Origin of the sequence: Silvibacterium bohemicum (assembly GCF_001006305.1) — a bacterium.
In the GTDB taxonomy this organism is placed as follows: Bacteria; Acidobacteriota; Terriglobia; order Terriglobales; family Acidobacteriaceae; genus Silvibacterium; species Silvibacterium bohemicum.
Genome location: NZ_LBHJ01000025.1, coordinates 1 through 370, shown reverse-complemented (window position 1 = coordinate 370; position 370 = coordinate 1). Strand labels below are relative to the sequence as shown.

1 protein-coding gene is annotated in these 370 nt (G+C 58.1%); it reads left to right on the top strand.

The features are described from left to right. Positions 1–87 precede the first annotated feature (87 nt). Positions 88–370: nucleotidyltransferase domain-containing protein (locus tag XX99_RS26490; RefSeq protein ID WP_050062454.1), on the top strand; the 283-nt coding region annotated here is incomplete at its 3' end.

Sequence of the window (370 nt, the reverse complement as noted above, 5' to 3'; positions counted from 1 at the left end):
CGTTATGCGGTGGGCCGTTGCCTGATGCTGTGGAGCAGCAACGATGTGACCCAGCAGGGCAGCCGTCCGAAAACCAAACTGAACATTATGCGTGAAGCGGTGATTGCGGAAGTGAGCACCCAGCTGTCTGAAGTGGTGGGCGTGATTGAACGTCATCTGGAACCGACCCTGCTGGCCGTGCATCTGTATGGCAGCGCGGTGGATGGCGGCCTGAAACCGCATAGCGATATTGATCTGCTGGTGACCGTGACCGTGCGTCTGGATGAAACCACCCGTCGTGCGCTGATTAACGATCTGCTGGAAACCAGCGCGAGCCCGGGTGAAAGCGAAATTCTGCGTGCGGTGGAAGTGACCATCGTGGTGCATGATG